Origin of the sequence: Syntrophobacter fumaroxidans MPOB (genome assembly GCF_000014965.1) — a bacterium.
Classification (GTDB): domain Bacteria; phylum Desulfobacterota; class Syntrophobacteria; order Syntrophobacterales; family Syntrophobacteraceae; genus Syntrophobacter; species Syntrophobacter fumaroxidans.
In genome coordinates this window covers 3,625,880-3,642,786 of the sequence record NC_008554.1, presented here as the reverse complement: position 1 = coordinate 3,642,786, position 16,907 = coordinate 3,625,880, and the positions used below count along the sequence as shown (strand labels likewise).

Annotated in this window: 15 protein-coding genes and 1 tRNA gene; 13 read left to right on the top strand and 3 right to left on the bottom strand. The window is 59.1% G+C overall.

All coding sequences use genetic code 11. The features are described from left to right. Positions 1 to 54: 54 nt before the first annotated feature. From SFUM_RS15305 to SFUM_RS15290, 4 genes are all read left to right on the top strand, one after another. Positions 55 to 567 (top strand): HyaD/HybD family hydrogenase maturation endopeptidase, encoded by a 513-nt coding sequence (locus SFUM_RS15305; RefSeq protein ID WP_011699789.1) that lies wholly within the window; start codon positions 55 to 57, stop codon positions 565 to 567. A 185-nt stretch (positions 568 to 752) separates the two neighbouring features. Beyond that, complete coding sequence (locus SFUM_RS15300; RefSeq protein ID WP_011699788.1) at positions 753 to 995, top strand: HypC/HybG/HupF family hydrogenase formation chaperone; 243 nt, start codon at positions 753 to 755, stop codon at positions 993 to 995. A 259-nt stretch (positions 996 to 1,254) separates the two neighbouring features. After that, complete coding sequence (locus SFUM_RS15295; RefSeq protein WP_011699787.1) at positions 1,255 to 1,806, top strand: glycine cleavage system transcriptional repressor; 552 nt, start codon at positions 1,255 to 1,257, stop codon at positions 1,804 to 1,806. 10 nt (positions 1,807 to 1,816) lie between these two features. Then, positions 1,817 to 3,190 (top strand): PFL family protein, encoded by a 1,374-nt coding sequence (locus SFUM_RS15290; RefSeq protein ID WP_011699786.1) that lies wholly within the window; start codon positions 1,817 to 1,819, stop codon positions 3,188 to 3,190. Positions 3,191 to 3,358: 168 nt separating this feature from the next. Here the strand turns inward: SFUM_RS15290 and SFUM_RS15285 are convergent, their stop codons facing one another. Further along, positions 3,359 to 3,577, bottom strand: a complete 219-nt coding sequence (locus SFUM_RS15285; protein WP_011699785.1) for a PxxKW family cysteine-rich protein — start codon at positions 3,575 to 3,577, stop codon at positions 3,359 to 3,361. A 461-nt stretch (positions 3,578 to 4,038) separates the two neighbouring features. On the opposite strand from SFUM_RS15285, the gene SFUM_RS15280 reads away from it, so the two are divergent. The 3 genes from SFUM_RS15280 (at position 4,039) to SFUM_RS15260 (ending at position 8,145) form a co-directional block, all read left to right on the top strand. After that, positions 4,039 to 4,113 (top strand) — tRNA-Pro (locus tag SFUM_RS15280). Between the two features lie 390 nt (positions 4,114 to 4,503). Further along, a complete protein-coding gene (fdhF, locus tag SFUM_RS15270) occupies positions 4,504 to 6,552 on the top strand; it encodes a formate dehydrogenase subunit alpha (RefSeq protein ID WP_083764086.1) in 2,049 nt (682 codons plus the stop codon). 663 nt (positions 6,553 to 7,215) lie between these two features. Further along, positions 7,216 to 8,145 (top strand): NAD(P)-dependent oxidoreductase, encoded by a 930-nt coding sequence (locus SFUM_RS15260; protein WP_011699782.1) that lies wholly within the window; start codon positions 7,216 to 7,218, stop codon positions 8,143 to 8,145. A gap of 328 nt (positions 8,146 to 8,473) precedes the next feature. Here the strand turns inward: SFUM_RS15260 and SFUM_RS21960 are convergent, their stop codons facing one another. Then, complete coding sequence (locus SFUM_RS21960; protein WP_011699781.1) at positions 8,474 to 11,419, bottom strand: PAS domain-containing hybrid sensor histidine kinase/response regulator; 2,946 nt, start codon at positions 11,417 to 11,419, stop codon at positions 8,474 to 8,476. After that, on the bottom strand, positions 11,416 to 12,414 hold the full coding sequence (locus SFUM_RS15250) for a TAXI family TRAP transporter solute-binding subunit (protein ID WP_041442847.1): 999 nt from the start codon (positions 12,412 to 12,414) through the stop codon (positions 11,416 to 11,418). The genes SFUM_RS21960 and SFUM_RS15250 overlap by 4 nt, the downstream gene beginning before the upstream one ends. Before the next feature lie 815 nt (positions 12,415 to 13,229). Between SFUM_RS15250 and SFUM_RS15245 the strand changes: the two genes are divergently transcribed. From SFUM_RS15245 to rd, 6 genes are all read left to right on the top strand, one after another. Beyond that, positions 13,230 to 13,928 carry a Crp/Fnr family transcriptional regulator gene (locus SFUM_RS15245; RefSeq protein ID WP_041440694.1) on the top strand — a complete coding sequence of 233 codons (699 nt, stop codon included), beginning with the start codon at positions 13,230 to 13,232 and terminating at the stop codon, positions 13,926 to 13,928. A 301-nt stretch (positions 13,929 to 14,229) separates the two neighbouring features. Beyond that, positions 14,230 to 14,541, top strand: a complete 312-nt coding sequence (locus tag SFUM_RS23980; RefSeq protein ID WP_083764085.1) for a DsrE family protein — start codon at positions 14,230 to 14,232, stop codon at positions 14,539 to 14,541. Positions 14,542 to 14,898: 357 nt separating this feature from the next. Beyond that, a complete protein-coding gene (locus SFUM_RS15235; protein ID WP_011699777.1) occupies positions 14,899 to 15,108 on the top strand; it encodes a DUF1858 domain-containing protein in 210 nt (69 codons plus the stop codon). Positions 15,109 to 15,271: 163 nt separating this feature from the next. Next, complete coding sequence (locus tag SFUM_RS15230; RefSeq protein ID WP_011699776.1) at positions 15,272 to 15,826, top strand: hemerythrin domain-containing protein; 555 nt, start codon at positions 15,272 to 15,274, stop codon at positions 15,824 to 15,826. A gap of 23 nt (positions 15,827 to 15,849) precedes the next feature. Then, a complete protein-coding gene (locus SFUM_RS15225) occupies positions 15,850 to 16,263 on the top strand; it encodes a VOC family protein (RefSeq protein WP_011699775.1) in 414 nt (137 codons plus the stop codon). A 288-nt stretch (positions 16,264 to 16,551) separates the two neighbouring features. Then, entirely contained in the window at positions 16,552 to 16,713 is a 162-nt protein-coding gene (gene rd, locus SFUM_RS15220) for a rubredoxin (RefSeq protein ID WP_011699774.1), read from the top strand. Positions 16,714 to 16,907: the final 194 nt, after the last annotated feature.

Below are 16,907 nucleotides of genomic sequence, written 5' to 3'. Positions count from 1 at the left end.
GGACGCGCCGGGTTCCTGTTTTTTTGCGCAACCCGGCGCAAAAGGCTGTATCCCATGAGTGAAAAGCGGATTTTGGTCCTGGGGGTGGGCAACGTTCTTCTCAAGGATGAGGGTGTTGGAGTCAAGGTCATCGAGACGCTTGGCTCCGAATACGCTTTTTCGTCCAACGTCGAACTGATGGACGGCGGCACCCTTGGACTGCGGCTTCTCGACCCCATTTGCGACGCGGACTTTCTGATCGTTGTGGATGCGGTCCTGAACGGAGGGACTCCCGGCACGCTCTACCGCCTCCCGGTGAGCGAAATCGAAAAGCGGGTCACGTTCAAGAATTCGCTCCACCAGCTGGATCTTGTCGAAACTCTGGCCTACGCGGAAATCCTGGGCAGACGGCCGGACGCCGTCATCATCGGAGTCGAACCGGAGGACATTTCGCCCTGGGGGCTGGAGATGACGGATGTGGTGAAGGCCGCGTTCCGGGAGATTTGTTCGAAGGTGCTCGAGGAAATCGAACGGGCGGGGGGCTCCTTTCGAAGAATCAATCCGGATGACTTGTCTTCCGTGAAATGATACAGTGATTGCGCTTCCCGGAGGTCCTGCGTTTCGTTTCGACCGCAGGGCAACGCGTCACAGGCGGGGGGAACGCGCTCCCGTTGAACGAACGCCTCACCGGATTTGTCGAACGCAATGAGGAAACCGCCGTCGCATCCGCCGCCCGCGCGGCCGTGCGACTCATTACAGTAAGGAGCCGTTGCATGTGCCTGGCCATTCCAGCGGAAGTCTTGGAGATCGAGGACGAAATGGCGACCGTGCGAGTGGGAGATGCGATTCGCAGGACTTCCCTGATGCTGCTGCCGGAGAAACCGAAGCTGGGAGATTACGTCATCATTCACGCGGGGTTTGCTCTGCATACCGTCGATCCGCAGGAAGCCATGGAATCCCTGCGCATCCTTCGCGAGATGGCTGCGCTGGCCGGTGACGATCCGCCCGAGGGGTAGACTCAGCCGGCGAACCGCGCACCCCGGGGAGAACCGGTAAAGGCACTCACCCGTCGGGTCGTGACCGACTCGCGGTCCGCCGCGCCGATGCGGGCGGTCCGTCGCTCTGGAGGCTCCGGCTGCCGTCCCGCTTTCACGCCTGCGTCCCCGGGAACACCGGGGGCTTTCCAAAACAGCCGACTGGATAAAGGGTCACTCGCCGGTGCGGGGGCATGCAGGGTCTGCAGGCGCGGCACATTCGATTTCAGGCAGGTCAGCCATGAAGAAGATCATCATTTCCGTTCTCGGGCACGACAGACCGGGCATCATTGCCGCCGTCTCGAAGATACTGCTCGAACACGAGTGCAATATCGAAGACGTCAGCCAGACGATTCTCCAGACGGAGTTCGCCGGCATCTTCATCGCCTCGGTTCCCGAGCGCGCCTCCGAACAGTCGCTGTCGGCAGCCTTGCGCGAGAAGCTCGAACCGATGGGGTTGTCGGTGCTCCTCAAGCGCATGTGGGAAACCGAGGTGTGGGCCGCCCCGCCGAGCGAGCCCTTCGTCATCACCACCGTCGGCCCGGACCGGCTCGGATTGGTGGCCGGCGTGACCGAGCTGTTGGCCGGATACGGAGTGAACATCACCAACCTCAAGGCGTTGTTCCGTGGCGGCAGCGATCCCACGCGCAACGTCATGATCTATGAAGTGGACATTCCGCTGGGAATCGATCAACACGCCTTCCGCGCGGCGCTCCAGGAGCGCTGCCGGGAACTTGACCTCGATGTGAGCCTCCAGCACCGGGACGTGTTCGAGGCGATTCACCGCGTATAGGTTGCGGGCCATGCTGAGCGATCGCGAAGTTCTTTCGACCCTTGAGATGCTGAAAAACGAACACCTGGACGTCAGGACCGTCACCCTGGGCGTCAGCCTTTTCGACTGCGCCGGCCACGATCCGGAGAAGTTCAAGGAGAACGTCCAGCGCAAGATTTTCCGCCTGGCCGGAAACCTGGTGAAAGTCTGCGATGAAATAGGGATACGGTACGGGATCCCGGTGGTGAACAAGCGCGTTGCGGTCAGTCCGATCGCCGTTGCGGCCTGTTCCTTTTCGCGCCCGCAGATGGTGGAAGTGGCTCGCAAGCTGGACGAAACCGCCGCGGACATCGGCATCGACTTCATCGGAGGGTTCGGAGCGCTGGTGGAAAAGGGCTTCACGGAAGGGGACCGCGCGCTCATCGCGGCGATTCCCGAAGCGTTGGCGTCGACACGGAGGGTCTGCTCCTCGGTGAACGTGGCGTCCACCCGCGCCGGCATCAACATGGATGCGGTCTATCTCATGGGAAAGACCATCAAGGATGCGGCGGAGCTGACCCGCGAGGCCGACGGCATCGCCTGTGCCAAGTTGTGCGTCTTCGCGAACATCCCCGAGGACGTTCCCTTCATGGCCGGCGCCTACCTGGGGGTGGGGGAGCCCGATTCGGTCATCAACGTGGGCGTGAGCGGCCCGGGAGTCGTGAAAAAGGCCATCGACCGGGCCAGGGCCGCCAATCCTCATCTCGACCTCGGGGCATTGTCCGACATCATCAAGCGGACATCCTTCAAGGTGACCCGCGTGGGAGAGCTCATCGGCCGCCAGGTGGCCGAAAAGCTCGGAGTGCCTTTCGGCGTGGTCGACCTGTCGCTTGCCCCCACGCCCAACGTGGGCGACAGCGTGGGGGAAATCTTCCAGAGCCTCGGGCTGCAGAGTATCGGGGTTCCGGGCACCACCGCCGCCCTGGCACTCCTCAACGACGCCGTCAAGAAAGGCGGGGCCTTCGCCAGCTCATACGTGGGCGGATTGAGCGGGGCCTTCATTCCCGTGAGTGAGGACCTGAACATCGCCGCGGCCGCATCCCGGGGTTATCTCAGCATGGAAAAGCTCGAGGCGATGACCAGCGTCTGTTCCGTCGGACTCGACATGGTGGCGCTCGCCGGCGATACGTCGGCCGAAACGCTCGCCGGAATCATCGCGGACGAAATGGCCATCGGCGTCATCAACAAGAAAACCACCGCCGCGCGCCTCATCCCGGTTCCCGGGAAGAAGGCGGGTGAAAAGGCTTCCTTCGGGGGACTCCTGGGTGAAGCCGTCATTATCGCGGTTTCCAGCAATTTCGGTTCCCGTGAATTCATCTCACTGGGGGGAAGAATCCCTGCCCCGATCCATAGCCTCATCAACTGACGGCGCGCCGAAGGGGCGATTCACCCGGCAAGCGCGTCTTCCCGCAGCGATTCGCGTGCAAAATCGCGCACTGAGGGATCGGCGGACGGGGAGGCGGACGGGGGGAGAGCCATTTCCCGGCCCCGTTCCACCGGGTTGCACGGAGCCGCATCGAGCTCCGGGCCGTCCTTACTTCTTGCCGCCCTTGGTTCTCGCCTTCTGCTTTTGCTGGCCCACTCGCACCTTCTGGTCGGGCTGCTGCGCTTCAAGCTTCACGTGACTGGCGGAAGGGCACTTTCCGATTCTCCACTTCGCCGCCGGGGATGCCCATATGCGGCACTTGCCCTCATCGATGTTGTCGCATCCCTCGCATTCCTTGACGATCGGCTTGCGTTCCACGTCCTTCATGAGCTGCTCTCTCCTCCGTGAGATGACATTTCGCCTGCCCCGGATAACAATTCCTTAAGTTCGGTGAGATTATATGCATAAGGGACAAAGATAAAGCCGAAACGTTCCCGGGTCGAAAAAAAATCGTCTGCGTGTTTTTGCCTCCTGACGGGCGGCTTTGCCCGGCCGGTGGCCGGTTGTTCGCAGAACTTTCCCCGCCGCTGCCGTTTGTGATCGACCGCGGGGAAAGAGAGCCTTCAGCATCGCACCTGCGGCGGCGCCGGATTGAGCGTCCAGCAGTGATAAAGTGGATTTGAACGGGTATGCTCGGAGCTGCCTGGTCAATGGAGGGAACGGGAGCGGCGCGGCGGCATCGGCCGGCCGTATCGCATCGAGACCTGCCGGCCTTCCTCAATTGGCGCGCCGGGAACTTCGGATTGCTTTCGGGCGATGCATATGATAAGGGAAACAGGTTCCAGCGTCGGGGCGTAGCGCAGACTGGTCAGCGCACCTGCCTTGGGAGCAGGGGGTCGGAGGTTCAAATCCTCTCGCCCCGACTCGGTTCAACAAACAACACCCAATCCATGCGGCAGCTTCCTGCTGCTGATTTTGTCAGAAATTCGCTATACGGTCCCCGATCCTGACCCGGCTGCTCATTGAGTGGCTCGGCGTGTGGTTTGATTCCTCTCAGCCCATCGGGCAGAGCCGCCACCCGAAGTACCCCCTTCACTTCCGCCATTGCCTTCTTTGCGGTTTCCGGTATCGGATGAGGGACAGGCTTGCGTCGACACTTCTTCCGGGTAGGCTCCGCACGCGACGGCACAACGCAATCCCAATTCTTTTTTATTATGTCAACATTGACATAATAACGATGAAAGAGTACGCTGCCCAAAGGGTTTGGCTGACTCCGGTTCGCTGTTCACGTGCAAAAGGGAGGTAATCTGCGAATGGAATTCAAGTCGGTGATCACTACGTGTCCAATCTGTGCTTGCGGCTGTGGGATGTGGCTCGAGGTAATGGACGGACGGATCGTGGCGACGGCGCCTTCGAAAACCAGCCCCACCAATAGAGGAAAGCTCTGCATCAAAGGCTGGAACGTCCATGAGTTCGTGCAGCATCCGGATCGGCTCAAAAAGCCGCTCATCCGCAAAGACGGGGTCTCCCGGGAGGTCCCCTGGGATGAGGCTCTGGCTTATACGGCGGGTGAGCTTCGAAGGATCAGGGATGCATACGGACCGGACAGCATCGCCTTTCTCAGTTCCGCTCGCTGCACCAACGAAGAAAACTACATTTTGCAGAAGTTTGCCCGCACCGCCGTCGGCACCAACAACGTGGATCATTGCGCCCGCCTCTGACACGGCCCCACCGTGGCAGGTCTTGCCCTCGCATTCGGAAGCGGCGCCATGACCAACTCCTTCGATGAGCTCGAAAACGCCAACTGCCTCTTCGTCATCGGTTCCAACACGACGGTCGCTCACCCTATCGTTGCGGGGCGACTCTTAAAGGCCAAGGCCAAAGGGAACACGCTCATCGTTGCCGATCCTAGAAAATCTCACGTGGCCGGGCTGGCTAACATCCACATCCAACACAAGCTCGGCTCGGATGTGGCCCTCATCAACGGCATGATGCACGTCATTTACAAGAATGGCTGGCACAACCGGGCATTCATTGAAGAGCGCACTGAAAATTCCGATGCCTTGATCGAGATGATCGAGAAGTATCCGCCCGAACGGGTCGCCGAGATTACCGGCGTGCCCGCATCGGCGATCATCGAGGTAGCGGAATGCTATGCCAAATCGGAGGCAAGCTCCATCGTTTACTGCCTGGGAATCACTCAACACACGACGGCGGTGGACAACGTGAAAAGCCTTGCCAATCTGTCGATGCTGTGCGGCCAGATCGGGCGTCCGTCGACCGGGGTAAACCCCTTGCGGGGGCAAAACAATGTGCAGGGCGCGTGCGACATGGGCGCCCTTCCCAACGTCTATCCCGGCTACCAGGCGGTCACCGTCCCTGAGGTCCGGCAGAAATTCGAGACGGCCTGGAAAAGGAACCTGCCTCCCAATGCTGGATTGACCATCATGGAAATGCTGCAGGGATGCAGCGACGGCAAGATCAAGGCAATGGTGATCCTGGGAGAGAATCCCGTGATGAGCGATCCGGATTCGAACCATGTGAAGCACGCTCTGGAATCCGTAGAGTTCTTCATGGCCATAGACATCTTCCCTACCCCGACGACTGCGCTCGCTCACGTCGTCTTGCCGGCGGCGTCCTTTGCCGAGGTGGACGGCACCTTCAGCAATTCCGAGCGGCGCGTGCAGAGGGTGCGCAAGGCGATAGAGCCCATTGCGGGAAAGACGAACTGGCAGATCATCCAGGAGCTTTCCACCCTGCTTGAGTACCCCATGCACTACGAGAGTTCGGAAGAGCTCTTCAACGAAATGGCCGCCTTGAACCCTTCCTTCGGTGGAATAAGCTACGCCAGGCTCGAGAGGGAGGAGCTTTGCTGGCCGTGCCTATCTCCGGATCATCCGGGAACGCCCATCCTGCACATCGGCAAGTTCTCGCGAGGGCGTGGGCTCTTTCATGCAATCGAGTACAAGCCGCCCGCGGAAACCCCGGACGAAGAGTATCCTTTCTGGCTGACCACCGGAACGGGCTATGCCCATTACCTCACCGCTACGATGACGAGGCGCTGCAAGCACCTCGACCGTGAAATGCCCGAGCTCATAACGGACCTCAATCCGGAAGACGGCATACGGATGCGGATCGCCAACGGCGAATATGTCAGGGTGAGCAGCCGCCGGGGGACCCTAATAACGAGGGTTCAACTCACCCAGCGGGTAAAACCGGGGATGGTCTTCATGCCGCTCCACTATGAGGAAGCGGCGGCCAATTTGCTCACCAATCCGGCTCTGGATCCCATCAGCAAAACTCCTGAATACAAGGTGTGTGCCGTAAAGTTGGAGAAAGTCGCCCAGGGCGTGACCGTATAGATGAAAGCAGCACTTTTCGAGGGCGTTGAGGCCGGTTGAGCGCTTTGGCCTCCCAACGGCATGCATGGCTGAAGGATGGATTGGGACTGAACAATTCGGGTGGGATCGGCTGATCGATGAAGCCGATTCCCCCGCGGAACAACCTGAAGCGAGAAGGACCCGGAAGGGGTTTCGAAAGGATTGGATCCCATGCCTGTCTACGTCATCCCGGTTGAGCGGGAGGAATTCCCGGGAAGCATAGATGTTGTTGACCAAAGATCGTTCGGGCCCAAGGGGCGCGTGCCCTTTTGCAGGATTGAGGTGCCGGATGGGGTCAGCCTCAAGGAATTGTCTATTGCGTATCAATCACGACCGATGTCGGAACGGGAACTGAATTGGCCCAATTGGATTTGCCAAAAGGGCTACGGAAAGCAGTTGTATCCATAACACCCCGTTACTGCAAGGAATCCCCCTGCCTCGCATGGCAATTTCCGGGCACAGCCCTGCAGGGTCCGCGGCATGCCGCTTTACTCCGGTTTCGAACTGTGCGAATAGAACCTGGTGCCGGCGTTGTTCCTGTTTCTTTTCCAGCTTTGCATGATTTGCCTGCATGCTGCCCGGGAAAAGCGGAACAACCGGCAAGTCCGCAATGGGATTCGCTCACTTTCATGGGAGGAAGACGTCATGACCGGCGGAACGGATGTCCCGCGCGTCTCTTTGAATACCCGCATCGGATGGATAGGCACGGGGGTGATGGGGCTTTCCATGTGCGGCCACGTGATGCGAAAGGGCTACGCCACGTCGGTGCATAATCGCACCAGGCACAAGGCGGCGCCCCTGGTGGAGAGCGGCGCGGGGTGGGCTGATTCTCCGAGGCAGGTCGCGGAGCAATCGGATGTCGTTTTCACCATGCTCGGTTTTCCGCAAGACGTGCGGGAGGTCTATTTCGGGCGGAACGGACTTCTCCAGGCGGCGCGGCCGGGGATCATACTGGTCGACATGACCACCACGGAGCCCTCCCTTGCGAGGGAGATCCATCAGGCGGCCGGGGAGCAGGGAGCTTTCGCCGTGGATGCTCCCGTATCGGGCGGGGACGTGGGCGCGCGCAACGCCGCCCTTTCCATCATGCTTGGAGGGGACCGGGAAGTCGTGGACGCCATCCGGCCCATCCTGGAAGCAATGGGGAAGAACCTCGTCTACCTGGGCCCCGCGGGTTCCGGCCAGCACGCCAAGGTGTGCAACCAGATCGTCATCACGGGAACCATGATCGGCGTTTGCGAAAGCCTCATGTACGGATTCAAGGCGGGCCTCGATCTTCCGACGATGCTCAGCTCGATCAAGGATGGAGCGGCCAAATGCTGGACCCTTGACAACCTCGCTCCCCGTATCCTCCGCAGGGATTTCGCTCCCGGTTTTTTCGTCGATCACTTCATCAAGGATATGGGCATCGCGCTCCAGGAAGCCGCCCGAATGGGTCTGTCCCTCCCCGGACTGGCCCTGACCCATCAGCTCTATCTGGCGGTAAAGGCCCAGGGGCACGGCAAGTGCGGGACCCAGGCCCTCATTCTTGCCCTCGAGCAGATGTGCGGGACCGTGATCCAGGGAAAAGACTGACCGATTGGCGCCGTGCGCCGCATGGAGCGAATGCCGCGGTCCGAATTTCCTGGTCGGGAACCGGATGTGATACGAGCTCGCGTCCAAGGTGGTCGTATTGACGGGCAGGCATATAGCCGTCCCCGGGAACCGGTTTTCATGCTCTGCGGGTGACGCACGCGCCATGGGCCGGGAACCCAGTGTGAATCGCTGCGGGTGGGGCGGGGAATGTATTGATGGGAAGCGGAAACGTGGCCGGCGGAGTCGATCCGGATCAGGACATGGTTGAACCGGGGACGGACCGGACCTGAAGGGAAGCCATGCGGATCGTCCCCCGTGCGGTTTTCCTTCAAGGGCCGGATTCTTCATCCAGGATCCCGCGGATAACCTCGGCAATCTCGCGCATTTCGAGCGGTTTCATGGCAAGTGTTCGGATACCTTCTTCCTTCACCGCCTCTTCGGTTACCCGCTCGGAAAATCCGGTACACAGGACAATCGGGATATCCGGTCGGATGCGCATCATTTCCCTGGCAAGAGCCACGCCGGTCATGCGGGGCATGGTGTAGTCCGTTATAACCAGGTCGAAGCGATCTGGCTGAGCTCGGAACAATTCCAGGGCTTCGACGCTGTCCGTCACGCCGCGCACTTTATAACCCAGATGCTCCAGGACGCTCTTTCCCATCTCGACCAGGACATCTTCGTCATCGACAAGGAGGATTCGCTCCGCCTTCCCGAGTGGAGGCGCTTTCTCCTCCGGAGCCTCCTCCCGTTGCGCAACTTCCACGCTCGGGAAATAGACGTCGAAACGCGTGCCGACTCCCGGATCGCTGTCCACCGTAACGGCGCCGCCGTAATTTTTCATGATTCCATGGACCGCGGCCAACCCCAGTCCGCTGCCCTTGCCCACTTCCTTAGTGGTGAAGTACGGGTCGAAAATCCGCTCCCGAATTGCCGGGTCAATTCCATGCCCCGTATCGCCGACCGTCAATCGAAGGTAATTTCCACTCCGCAGACCCGCCGGTGAGGCATCCGCCTCTTCATCGATCGTGACTTCCGCCAGGCTCACTTCCAGGACCCCTCCCCGTTCTTCCATGGCGTGAAAGGCGTTGGTGCACAGATTGACCACCACCTGATGGACTTCCGTCGGGTCGACCATGGCGCCGCCCGTCTGGGTTTCAATGTTCGAGCGGATTTCTATGGTGGCGGGCAGGGACGCCCTCAACAGCTTCAGGGCCTCCTTGACGATCGGCGCAATTTGAGTGCGCGCGCGTTCCTGAGGCTTTCTAAGACGGCTGGTGGCGAGAATTTGCCTCACCAGCTCCTTCGCACGATGACAGGCTTTGAGCACCTGTTCCAGATAGTGGCCCGCGGGATTGTTCCTGGAAACGTCGGTCAAGGCCATTTCCGTATAGCCTAATATGGCGGCGAGGATGTTGTTGAAATCGTGGGCGATCCCGCCGGCGAGGGTGCCGAGGGCTTCCATTTTCTGGGCCTGACGGAGCTGCGCTTCGAGCTTCTTGGTTTCGGTGATATCGATGATGATGCCCCGGATACCCGACGGTTTTCCGTCATCCAGCTTTGCCGACGAGTGTATGATGACGGGAAAGGTGCACCCGTCTTTTCTGAGCGCCTTGTACTCATTGAGCCCGATCCTCTCTCCGGCCATGACTCTTCTTGCATTCTCGGCGGCTTTCGGGCGGTCCTCGGGCGAGATCATCATGTAACCGTTCACGCCGCGCTCGATTTCCTCCTTTGAATAGCCGAAGTGGTCGTAGGCGTTCCGGTTGACGAAGGTGAGACGTCCGTCGGCGTCCATTTCAAAAATCGTTTCTGGCAGCAGCTCCGCCAGTTCCCTGAACCGTGCCTGGCTCTCGCTCAATGCCGCCTCCGCCCGCTTGCGTTCCGAAATATCCAGGGCGGTAAAGGTGACCCCGGCGGCCAGATCCGTCGGATCGATGGGGGTGGAGCTCAAGAGGACATCGATCACCGCGCCGTCCCCCCTCTTCCAGAGCGTCTCCACGGTTCCCGTTCCCCAGTGCCTGATCTGGGCGTGTTCTTCTTTGCCCGCCCGTTCGAATTCCTCCTGGTCCAAATAGAGCATTCGTGCGCTGCCGCCCACAAGTTCCTGCCTCGAATAACAGACCATGCGGCAAAGACGGTCGTTCACCTGTTTGAGAATCCCGTCGGTCAGCAGTCCGATGCCGATGGGCGCAACACGGAAAATGCTCTTGAGGGTGGCTTCGCTCTCCCGGAGTGCCCCTTCGGCATGCTTTCGTTCGGTGATGTCGCGGACCATGCTGAGTATGGCGCGTTCGCCGCCGAAATCGACCATTCGGCTGTTCACTTCCACGGGAATACGGCTTCCGTCGCGAACCGCGTGAATCGTCTCAACGAAGGCGCTGCCCTTGTGCGTCAACTCATCGACCCACTCGGGCAGGAGAACCGAGCCTTCGGAAGCGTCGATACCCATGAGACCAAGCCTCAACAACTCCTCTTTGCTGTAACCGAGCCGGTCGCACAGAACCTGGTTGACTTCCAGGAAGCGACCCTCCAGATCGTGAATGGCGATTCCGTCGCCGGCATTGTTGAACAGCGTCTTGAACTTGTGCTCGCTCTCCCGCAGAGACTGTTCGGCTCGCCTGCGTTCAGCCCGGGCTTCATTCTCCCGGCGTTGAAGGATGTGCTGAAAAACGAGAAGGAAAACCATGGCGAAGGTGATCACCACGGCCAGGGAAAAGAGCAGGTTGACACTGAAGAGGAATCGGTCGAGCCGGGTGCGCTGCTCGTTCAGAATCGCTTGAGCTTTCTCTTCGGAAGCGTGGTTCAGAGCCCTGGCTTTATGAAACGCCTTGGAGATTCTCAGCAGGACGACGCCGATCGTGGTCTCCGATTCAGGGCCGTATCCCGAGACACCTTCAGAAAGCCAGACCCGGGCATCGGCGAGCGCCGGGGCAACGACTGCGTGAATGGCGGATGCCTGAATGAGATTGTCAAAAACATATGTGTTGCGGAGCCTTACGACGGCGTTGTTTGCGGCGTCGACTTCCCCGCGGAGCCGCTTGAGATTCTCTGAGCTCGGGACGGCCCTGGTCAATTCAGCCGCGGACACGACATCCGCAAGATCCTCGATGATGCGTGCCACGTCGTGCAGCTGTTCGAGCAGTGTATTCGGCAGGTTTTTCTCCACCGAGCGCAGGGTGAGGTTGGTCAACATCCCGGCGGCAACGAGGGCAACCAGAACGGCAATGACGGCGTTCCACAAAAATATCCTCAGCAGGCTGCGAGACCGTTTCATGGCATCGGAGCTTCCTTTGGAGTGATCCCTTGTTCCCTGTAGAATCTTTCCGCACCTGGATGAAGGGGTATCGGGATGCCGTCCAGGGCGGTCTTCAAGGTTATCAACTTCCCCTGCGGGTGCCCCTCATGGAGAAGCGAGAGCGTCCGTTCACTCCAAAGGGCGGCAGTCACTTCATGCACGAGACCCTCGGGGGATTCGGAACTGACCGTCAGCAGGGCGAAGACCTGCAGGGTCGAAATCTCCGGAATCCCTGGATAGGCACCGGCGGCAATCGTTGAGGGAACGAGGTATGGAGACCGTTTGGCGATTTGCGACGCGATCTCGGGATCAATGGGAACAAGGGATATGCCGATGTCGGAGACGCGGGTAACCGCTTCCATGGGGACCCCCGCCATCATCACAAAACCCTGCAGTTCGCCGCTGACCATCTTGTCGTGAGTGAACACCGGTTTCAGGTACACGGGGAGCAAGTCTCTCTCGGACAAGCCGTGGGCTTCCAGAACAATCCGCATGACCGACAGCGTCCCCGAACCCTTCTCGTCGATGGAAATGCGTTTTCCGCGCAGATCGGAAAACCGCCGGATATCGGCGTCCCGTCGCGTCACGATCTGAAACTTTTCGGGATAGAGGCTCGCCACCGCCCGAAGCTTCCGCGGACCTTCATCCCCGGCGAAGACATTTTCCCCCCGGAACGCCAAAGCCGCAACATCGGCCTGGACCAATCCGGCTTCGATCTCACCGGAAACCACATTGCGCACGTTTTCCACGGACCCCGCGGAGTTCTGAGCCACGCCAACCAGTCCGCTCACGCCGCTTTTCCCCTCTCCGGCAACGGTCTTTCCCTGGCCGTATTCGGTCAGTCCTTTCGCGATCAACTTGCCTATCGGGTAATAAACACCGGTGAGGCCCCCGGTTCCGATGCGAAACAAGCGCTGCTCTTCCGCGGCGAGAGAAGCGGGAACCGCCGAGACAAGAAAGAACAGGCAAATCATGAAAACACAGAGAGATCGTGGGAAAGATGGCCCGGTCAATTCTTCTTCTCCTTCGCACTATTCCGGAATGCAGGGGAACATCCCTTCCTCCGAAATCGCACTATTGCGCTCGGGTCGCAGATATGCCCATTCCTTTTCTTGATCCGCACAAGGTGTTAATCGGTCGGGAGGAAACGATCGGCTTCCATTACGGCCGTCACGACGAACGAACGGTCCAGGGCAACGTCCGTAGTTATTGCCTTCGGTAATTATAAAATTATCATTCTTACTTCGTAATGCAAAACGAATTCTTCCCGGCCTTTTGAAACCGGTTTTTGATAAGTGCTTTATAACTTGTTGATCTTATAATGGCGAAAGGAAGGCTTGGGACGCCGAAGCTCTACGAGTTTTTCAAAGGGACAGCTCGACGCACCGGTGAACAAGTGGGCCGCTTCCCCATTACTACTGTAACGGAAAGCCGGCCGGATTGCGAGGCGGCCCGTGGTTTCCCCTCACGCCCTCGCCACACCCGAAAGAGACCGGGGTTTGAGGGAACTCGTGAAATACGATGTCGGAGACTCCATACCCTGGATGTACTTGATTCCATTTATGAACTGTGAGAGCATAAACTGAACGGTTGCGCCGATGGCCGGGACTTGGCTCAGTCAGACGGGGGCGGGCATGCCGTGCGGGTGGAGAACGAACTCACGGTGAGCCCGTGTGATTCATCCGGAGAATCAGCCGGAAGGGCGGGTTGAAGCTCGGCCGTCACAGCCTGATCCCGGCTCGGGAGCTTCCCCGACGCAGCCGATGAAGGATGCACTTGAGTGGCCGCTATGAGCAGTCTTACGGATTTGTCGGATACCCTCAGCAGGTCGGCTCTGTTTGCCGGCATTGAAAAAGAGAAGCGTTCGGGTATTTTGAGCTTCGGTCATCACCGCGTCTGCGAATCGGGGGTCACGCTCTTTCGTGAGGGGGAGTCCGCCCTTCGATCTTATCTGGTCCTGAGAGGTTGCCTGAAACTGACCAAGCTGCACGAAGACGGCAAAGAAGCCATCGTTCGTTATGTCAACCCCGGCGAAATCACAGCCGCGGTCTCTGTTTCCAATGGAAGAACGTACCCTGTCACGGCACAATCCGTCGGCCCCTCCGAAGTCATCGGGTGGGGCAGGGAGACCATGCTCGAGCTCATGACCACTCATCCGCAATTGGCAATCAATATGCTGCGCGCGGCGGTCGAGCGTTTGGACGACATTCAGAACCGCTACCTCGAGTTGTGCGCGGAACGGGTGGAGCAGCGGATCGCGAGGGCTCTGCTGCGCATCATGAAACAATCGGGCCGCAAGACCGACAACGGTATTCTCATTGCTTTCCGCCTCAGTCGACAGGACCTGGCCGATTACACCGGCACCACCCTGTACACCGTGAGCCGTACCCTCAGCAACTGGGAAAAGAAGGGGTGGATTGCATCTGGCAGGGAGCGCATCGTTGTGGCCGACCCGCACGCTCTGGTGACCTTTGCCGAAACCGGCTGACCCATCGCGGTATTGACGCCGCATCCAGGTGTGCTCTGTTCCGGTTCGCTTGCCCCTTTACCGCTGAATCTCCAATCCGCTCCGCTCAATTTGCTCCGGCGCAAAGACACAACCCCGCTCAGCAGCCATGGTTGGAGCTTATACCGGCTGCTCCGACGGAAAGGCAGAGTGTTGCCCGAGCACGATCTTGCCCAATCGGCTTTCGAACCGATACCGCAAGGATACTATTGTACCGGAAACACATTTCGTACCATGACCATGGACTCTATATGTTGAAAGCCTAAACGAGGGGAGAGAAACGATGAAAGTACTTTTTGTAATTTCAACGGACGATGCTGAAACATCCTACAATGCGATGAGGCTTGCAAACTTGGCTGTGAAGAAAGGCGATGAAGTGAGTGTTTTCATGCTGGGAAAGGGTGTTCTTTACGAAAAAAACAGCACCGCTGAATTCAATGTGGTTGAACAGGTCGGCAAATATGAAGGTGACTTCTATGTCTGAGGGGTTTGCATGAAATCCCACGGTCTGGAGGGATCAAGCTCTTGCCCCATCGCCTGGATGGACGACCTTTACGAATTGTCCATGGAGGCGGACAAGGTGTTCACTTTCTGAAACGGAACGTGCTCGGCCCGAACGCCCGGTTTCGCCGGTTCAATTGGCGATCCGGGCGTTTGTTGGAGAATCGAGGGACCCTGCAGGGACGGCCGGCGGAATCTTCGGCAACCTGTTGACGACCTCCATGGCCGCGATGCCGCACACCGGCGTATCCCGCGCATGCGCCGCCGTACACCGTCTGGCGGACGTGTTGAAAACCAGGGTTCTCCAACGTCATGGACAATGCGCCGGGGGCAGCGCACCTTCACGATACCGGATCGAAGACCCCGAAGCCGGAATGCTGTTTGCGATTTGGCGCTCATGTTTGCGCCCGCGCAAAGACAAAGACCACTTCGCATCTTACATTGAGGAACAATGAAGCTCGATTCGAAAATGACGGTCGGCGAACTGGTGACGCGCCATCCATCGGTCATGGAGGTTTTCATCAAGAGAAGAATGCCATGCGTGGGGTGCCCGACCGAAAGATTCCATACGATAGAGGATATCGCCCGCATCAACGGAATCGTACTGGAGCACCTGCTGAAAGATCTGCTGGATGCCATCGGTGTCGGGGAAGAAACATGAGCGAATTCAATCGACCCGGTCACAGTCGACGGCTTCCGGGTTGGCAGGCGGATTCCGTCCGGAACATTCATTTTTAAGGAGCCGCTCTTGCGCACAAGAGGCGGACCACGGTGCCCGGGGGATTCTGTCCGGACAGGATGGAAGAAAGGATGGAGGCCATACAGTGAAAGCAACGGATGAACTCAAGAAAGAACACCGGGGAATAGAGCTCATGCTGAGGGTCCTGGAAGCCGTGGCTGACAGATTCAGGCGCGGTGAGCGCGTTGATCCGGCGCATCTCCAAGGTATCTTGGAGTTCCTGTCGGTTTTCGTCGACAAGTGCCATCACGGCAAGGAGGAGGAATTCCTGTTTCCGGCGCTGGAAATGGCAGGCGTGCCGCGTGAAGGCGGTCCGATCGGGGTCATGCTGAGCGAGCACGAAAAGGGCCGCGGGCTTGCCGCGAGACTCAAGGAGGCGGTGACCGGCCGGCAACCGGGGGATGCCCCCGATACGGCCGGAGCTCAGCGGATCATCGGTGAATACGTGGCGCTGCTGACCCAGCATATCGCCAAGGAGAACATGGTCCTTTTCGCCATGGCGGATGCCAGGCTGGATTCGAATAAAGACGCCGAGCTTTACGAGGCGTTCGAGAAGCTCGAGCGCGAGCGCATCGGCGTGGGTAAACACGATGAGTTTCATGCTCTTCTGGATCGGCTGGAGGCCGCATTCCTGAAATGATCGGCGGTTGAAAGCGGCGGACGATGCAAGATCATTTGATGACCACCAATACGATTCTTTACTGTAAGGAATGGGAAAAAACCGTCGGTTTCTACAGGGACCGTCTGCGGTTGCCCGTCCTCTTTTCCACGGACTGGTTCGTGGAATTTCGCCTGAACGCGGTGTCGAGATTGAGCATTGCCGATGAAAAACGATCTTCCGTCAAGAGCTGTGGGGGTGAGGGCGTTACCCTGGCGCTGGAAGTCGATGACATTGAAACGGTATGGGAACGCTCCGAGAGCGCGGGTTTGAAACCGACGGCGGTCCGGAAGCATCCCTGGGACGCCAGGGTATTTCATCTTTTTGACCCGGAGGGACACCGTATGGAAATATGGCAGTCGTCCAAACACGGTGCGGCGCAGGGTCCCGGCACAAAGCAAAGGGACACCGCTCAATGATCGGAAAAGCAAGCCCCGCCCCTCACCCTCCGGAATAGCAAGCGGTGCCGTTGTCGAGGGGTTGTCCCACAACACGGCGCCGGTCCTGCTGTTCGTCGGCTCCGGGGGCATTCACCCCATTCACCCGCACTCCGCGCTTCCGGGCTGCTTTTCGGCCAATGTGGCCGTGGCGCCGGTTGAAGACTGTTGAGGATTTCGATAACGCGCAACGATATCGGCGGAGATGACGTTGCCGCCATGCTGGCCCGAGGCAACCGACTGACTTCTATCGAGATCAAAGGAGGAACCATGGAGAAGTGGCGTTGTATTCCTTGCGACTATATATACGATCCGGCGGAAGGCGACGAGGAGGGCGGTATCGAACCGGGCATCGCTTTCGAGGGTCTGCCCGAAGACTGGGTTTGTCCCATCTGCGGTGCCGGCAAGGATCAATTTGAAAAAGTGGAGTAGGCGGATCGATTTCCGAGAGAGATGCCGGTCTGCCGGCACGCGGCCGACTTCCGGGAGCGTGACGGGTAATGAGTTGTTGTCGGAGAATCCTTCAAAATACCGGGCGCGGCGTGCCTGATCGTCCCATGGTTTTGCATGGGCAAGTTCACATTCAGGTGCTGTTCCGGGTTTCGGAAAGGGATGTCGGAAGCGCC